Here is a 4,655-nt window from a genome sequence, read left to right as displayed (position 1 = left end):
GAAGACTATAATGAAGTAGGGATTAGTAATATTTGCTTTATTAAAATGTGTTGAATATAAAAATAGAGAATAGTATTAAATAGAATTTTAGCTATAAAAAAGACGAGAAAATTATTATATTTTCTCGTCTTTTAAAAATTAATTTTATTATTTAGACGGTGTCTTTCCTAGATGACGTCTTTTTCAAATATACTAATCCAGTTAATGAAGTAATTGCCATTCCAATCATAAGATATAGATTACTATCATCACCTGTCTGAGGGATATCTGTTTCATTACCTGGATTATTTTCTGTATCATGTTGTTTTTCTGTAATGATAAGATTTCCTTGCTCATCTAATTGATATTCATAGTTTTCTGATACGATTAAATTATTTAAGTCTGTTCCTTTAATAGATTCATCAAGCTTAATTGTTTTAAAGTTTAATTGAGATGATTGATCAACTTCAATTTTTCCTTCACTTTTAAACAAGATATCATCTCCGAGTGAATTACTAAGATTAAGTGCTGAGTTATTTTTAACCTTAATATTTGTTCCATCTACTGTTAATGCGCGTCCTATTGATCCAGTGATTGTAATTTCAGAATTATCTACTGCAAGATTTAATCCTCCAGTACTACTATTGATACCATTAGCTAATCCCTTCATATTTACTGTAGAGTTTTTTATATTGATTGTTCCATCGACAAATCCACGTGCAGCATTTTCAAAGTTTAAAGTAGAATCAGTTATATTGATTTTTCCAGCTTGTCCATCACTAGATTTGATAACTCCTCCAGATAAACTTTTTTCATTCTTCGCATTTAAAACAGAATTGTTTTCTATATTTAAGGTACTATTATTGTATACATAAATTAAAGCATAGGGTGACTTATAGTTATTTGCTTGTAAATTAACTGCATCTAGAGTTAGTGTTGCACTACTTCCATAGTTTCCTACTCCTAAGATAGTGTCCGCATTACCTTTAATTCCATCTAGATTGATTGTTCCATTTTTAAAGGTAACGTTAGCGTTATTTGTGAAAAGATTTGTGTCTTTTGTCAACGTTAACGTATGCCCATTTAAATCAATGACATAATTCTTTGCATCAATTTTTAATGAGTCAGAAAGTGTAACATTTCCACTTAACTTAATAACCCCGTTTTCATTACTTCCTGATAAAAATTGTGAACTAGTTAAGTTTCCTTCTACAGTATCATTTGCAAATACCATCAGTGTCGACATCATAAACACCATGAATATAGCTGTTAGACTCGTTAATAAACGTTTTTTCATTTTTCACTTTTCTCCTTTCTTACTAAGCTATATTAGTTAATTTCATATGTTTTAATAAATTTTACTTACCTGTATATATTTAACCTTATAGAAAAAAATATTACCTATTTCTATAATTTTTAACATCTTTAATGAAATTTTTATTAATAATAATGTAGTAAAATACATAATATTGTAGTATTTTATTTATAATTGAATATAAATATCTGTGAAATATTTATTATTGAATTTGGGGTTAACAGGTGGTGATATATTTGAAAAAAATCATCAGATTACTATTAAATTTAGTACTAATTTTGATGTTAACATTTTCTGTTTATAACATTTATTTAAATGTATCCCAGTACAAAAAAGCTGATACTATATATGAAGATATTAGAGAAGTCAGAGGGTCAATTAAAAATATTGAAGATAATGAAGATACTGAAAAAGTTAGTGAATCGAATAAGTCTACTGAAGGTGATAAATATTGTGAACTTTCGTATATAAATTCAGACTATAGATTTTGGTTAAAAGTCGATAATACTAATATTGATTATCCGGTCGTTCAAAGTAAAGATAATAACTACTACCTTAAGCGTGACTTTAATAAAAATCCTCTAGCTTCTGGTAGTCTATTTATGGATTATAGAAATAACTTCGAAGAAGATAATAGTGTTATTGTATATGGTCATCATATGAAAAATAAAACTATGTTTAGCGAACTTGATAATTTTAAAAATGAAAGTTTTTTTTATGAAAATAATCTAATAAGAGTTGAACATAAAGATACAACATATACTTATGAAGTATTTTCTATTTACGTAGCAGATTTCAATAATGAAGATTACCTAAAAGTTGATTTTGAGGATGAACAAGATAAAAAGAAATATCTAAGCTATATAAAAAATAGATCATTATATAAAAAAGATATAGGCTTAAATTCTAATGATAATATAATCACTCTTTATACTTGTAGTTATGAATTTGAAAATGCGCGTACTATTGTTCATGGTAAGTTAATATCTAAGGAGTAGATAAAAAAATAAATATACAATCATCCATTTAACAAAAATATTTCACCGTAGCGAATTATTTTTAACCTATACCCTAGCAATGGAAGACAGCTGAGAGGTCGTTACCTCACTACTTAGCGCAGGGAAACTATACAAAGAAGAAGTTCTAATACATAGAGTTTGATTTAACCTTCAACGGTTTCTTATAGATCACCTATTGGAGGTTAAATCATTATAAAGAAAAGTATAAATACAAAGCCCGTAAATAATAGTTCAGTCATGACCATTAAACAGTAGGCACTGATTTATTATTTACTCTCTACTTTAGATAGCTCATATGAAGTAAAATAAAAAAGATTAATCTCAATTTAGTAGTGATCTGCTATACTCAAATTAACCTTTTTCTTTGTATTTAAATTCCTGTAACAGTTGCGGATATAGACCTGTACCCTTTAGGGTATATTATGGTGGAGATAGATTAAATTCATCATTATTTTTAGGAGATATATCCTTTTAGTAACAGAAGAAATTATTATTATTGAAACTATAGACGCATCTAAAGTTATAGATAATATAGTAGGTATTTTATATAACAAATAATTTGACAATTACTAACTTAACTAAATAGATCAATCTATCAGTAATTCAATTAAAGGGCAGTACATAGGGGAGTCAAGAGTTAAATATACAAGAATAAAGTGTTGTGGCTATCTACTTATAGCGTATATCGATTAAGAATAAGGGAAAACATATATAGTAATCATAGGGTTTCTATTTTTACGGAGAATAACAAATGCATCATGGAGAAAGGTTGATTTTTATGTCACGATCAATTAATAATACATCGATAAATAGACGAAGATATTTTATGGTTTTTATTTGTATGTTCATTCAAGCAGTCCCATATGCAATTGCTCAAAATATTCAACCCCTATTTGTTCCTTACGTAGTCGAGCAATTTAATTTCTCATTAGCTTCTTTTAGCTTAATTTTTACATTTGGAGCATTAGCTTCATCGTTATTTTCTCCTTTTTTAGGTAAACTATTTGGTAAAGTTAATATCAAGTTAATTTTTATTGCAGGGACTGTTATATCAAGTGTAGCATTTATCGCATTTGGAATTGCAAATACTTTACCAGAGTTTTACATTTACGCAGCTATTCAACAAGTAGGATGTCTTCTTTTTTCTAGTTTAGGAGTTCCTTTTATTATTAATAATTGGTTTCCAGCTAAAGGACGTGGAAGGGCATTAGGAATAGCTTTCTCAGGTGGAGCTCTTGGAAATGTCTTTTTACAACAATTAACTTCATATTCATTAGCAACACAGGGACCTTCAGCTTCATATGTTATATTTGGTATAGCTTCATTACTAGTGAGTTTACCAATTGTCTTACTCTTCATCCGCTTACCTAAAAAATCAGAAGTATCAAGTATTAAAGACGATGAACAACAAGTAACAGAAATTCAAGATGAAGGATTAAGTGCTACCGAAGTACGTAAGAATAAATATTTTTGGATTTTTTCGATTGGTTATTTTATTATAGCAATTGCTGTTTCAGCTTTAAGTACACAGTATGCGACTTATTTTACAGCTGAATTGCATTTTAATGCTTTATTAGTAGGGACTTTAGGATCGGTATTTGCTGCTTGTTGTTTAATCGGAAATCTTAGCGGTGGAGTTCTATTTGACAAACTTGGAACATTTAAAACTATGTTTATTGCGATGGTTTTACAAGTTATAGCGATTCTTGCAATGCTAGTAGCTAAATCAATTCCAACAGTTGCATTTTTGTTCTCAATTGGTTATGGATTAAATGTTTATTCATATATGTCAGCACCAGCATTTATGGCAAGTGACGTTTTCGGTAAAAAAGAAGTAAGTATTAAATTAGGGATCATTAATTTAATATTCTGGGGTGGATATGCTGCAGGCTCAGGTTTATTTGGAATAATTGTTGATGAAGTAAGCTTTACAGCTGCATGGATAACTTTACTAGGATGCACAGTTATAGGTTATTGGTTATTATTAACAGGCGTTAAAGGATATAAAAATAAATCTTTATCATAGAATAATTAATTAAAATCTATCCACTTCGATCTCTGAAGAAAACCTTATTATTAGGAATCAAATGAATGGACCATCTCCTATAATGAGATAGTTCTTTTATGTCATTAAAAGAAAAATGTTATTTCTGAAGAACTAGGCGATGATTAAAGTTACTTAATTTCTTTTTTGTTAGTTTTAATAGTAATTTTACTCATAGTTGAGGCTAATGCCACCATGGATACAATTTCATTATAAGATTACATTTTATAGTAGGCTATTATTTCAATGAAGTATTTTATAAAAATACTTGAAACCATTGATAGTAAACAAAAAAACA

3 protein-coding genes are annotated in these 4,655 nt (G+C 28.2%); 2 read left to right on the top strand and 1 reads right to left on the bottom strand.

Annotation, left to right across the window (positions count from 1 at the left end; all coding sequences use genetic code 11):
- Positions 1 to 151: 151 nt before the first annotated feature.
- Positions 152 to 1,276 carry an LPXTG cell wall anchor domain-containing protein gene (locus HMPREF9402_RS08775; RefSeq protein ID WP_009607155.1) on the bottom strand — a complete coding sequence of 375 codons (1,125 nt, stop codon included), beginning with the start codon at positions 1,274 to 1,276 and terminating at the stop codon, positions 152 to 154.
- A 254-nt stretch (positions 1,277 to 1,530) separates the two neighbouring features.
- Between HMPREF9402_RS08775 and srtB the strand changes: the two genes are divergently transcribed.
- Both srtB and HMPREF9402_RS08765 read left to right on the top strand, forming a co-directional pair.
- The gene (srtB, locus tag HMPREF9402_RS08770; RefSeq protein ID WP_009607154.1) at positions 1,531 to 2,292 is read left to right on the top strand and encodes a class B sortase; all 762 of its coding nucleotides are present in this window, start codon (positions 1,531 to 1,533) and stop codon (positions 2,290 to 2,292) included.
- Positions 2,293 to 3,091: 799 nt separating this feature from the next.
- Positions 3,092 to 4,339 (top strand): conjugated bile salt MFS transporter, encoded by a 1,248-nt coding sequence (locus HMPREF9402_RS08765; RefSeq protein WP_039930921.1) that lies wholly within the window; start codon positions 3,092 to 3,094, stop codon positions 4,337 to 4,339.
- The last annotated feature ends 316 nt before the right edge of the window (positions 4,340 to 4,655 follow it).

The organism is Turicibacter sp. HGF1 (assembly GCF_000191865.1).
GTDB classification, from domain to species: Bacteria; Bacillota_I; Bacilli_A; order MOL361; family Turicibacteraceae; genus Turicibacter; species Turicibacter sanguinis.
This window is presented reverse-complemented; position numbering and strand designations above follow the sequence as displayed.

Bases quoted from the DNA above. Each gene is read 5' to 3' on its own strand.
- HMPREF9402_RS08775 (WP_009607155.1), bottom strand. From the start codon at position 1,276: ATGAAAAAACGTTTATTAACGAGTCTAACAGCTATATTCATGGTGTTT.
- HMPREF9402_RS08765 (WP_039930921.1), top strand. From the start codon at position 3,092: ATGTCACGATCAATTAATAATACATCGATAAATAGACGAAGATATTTT.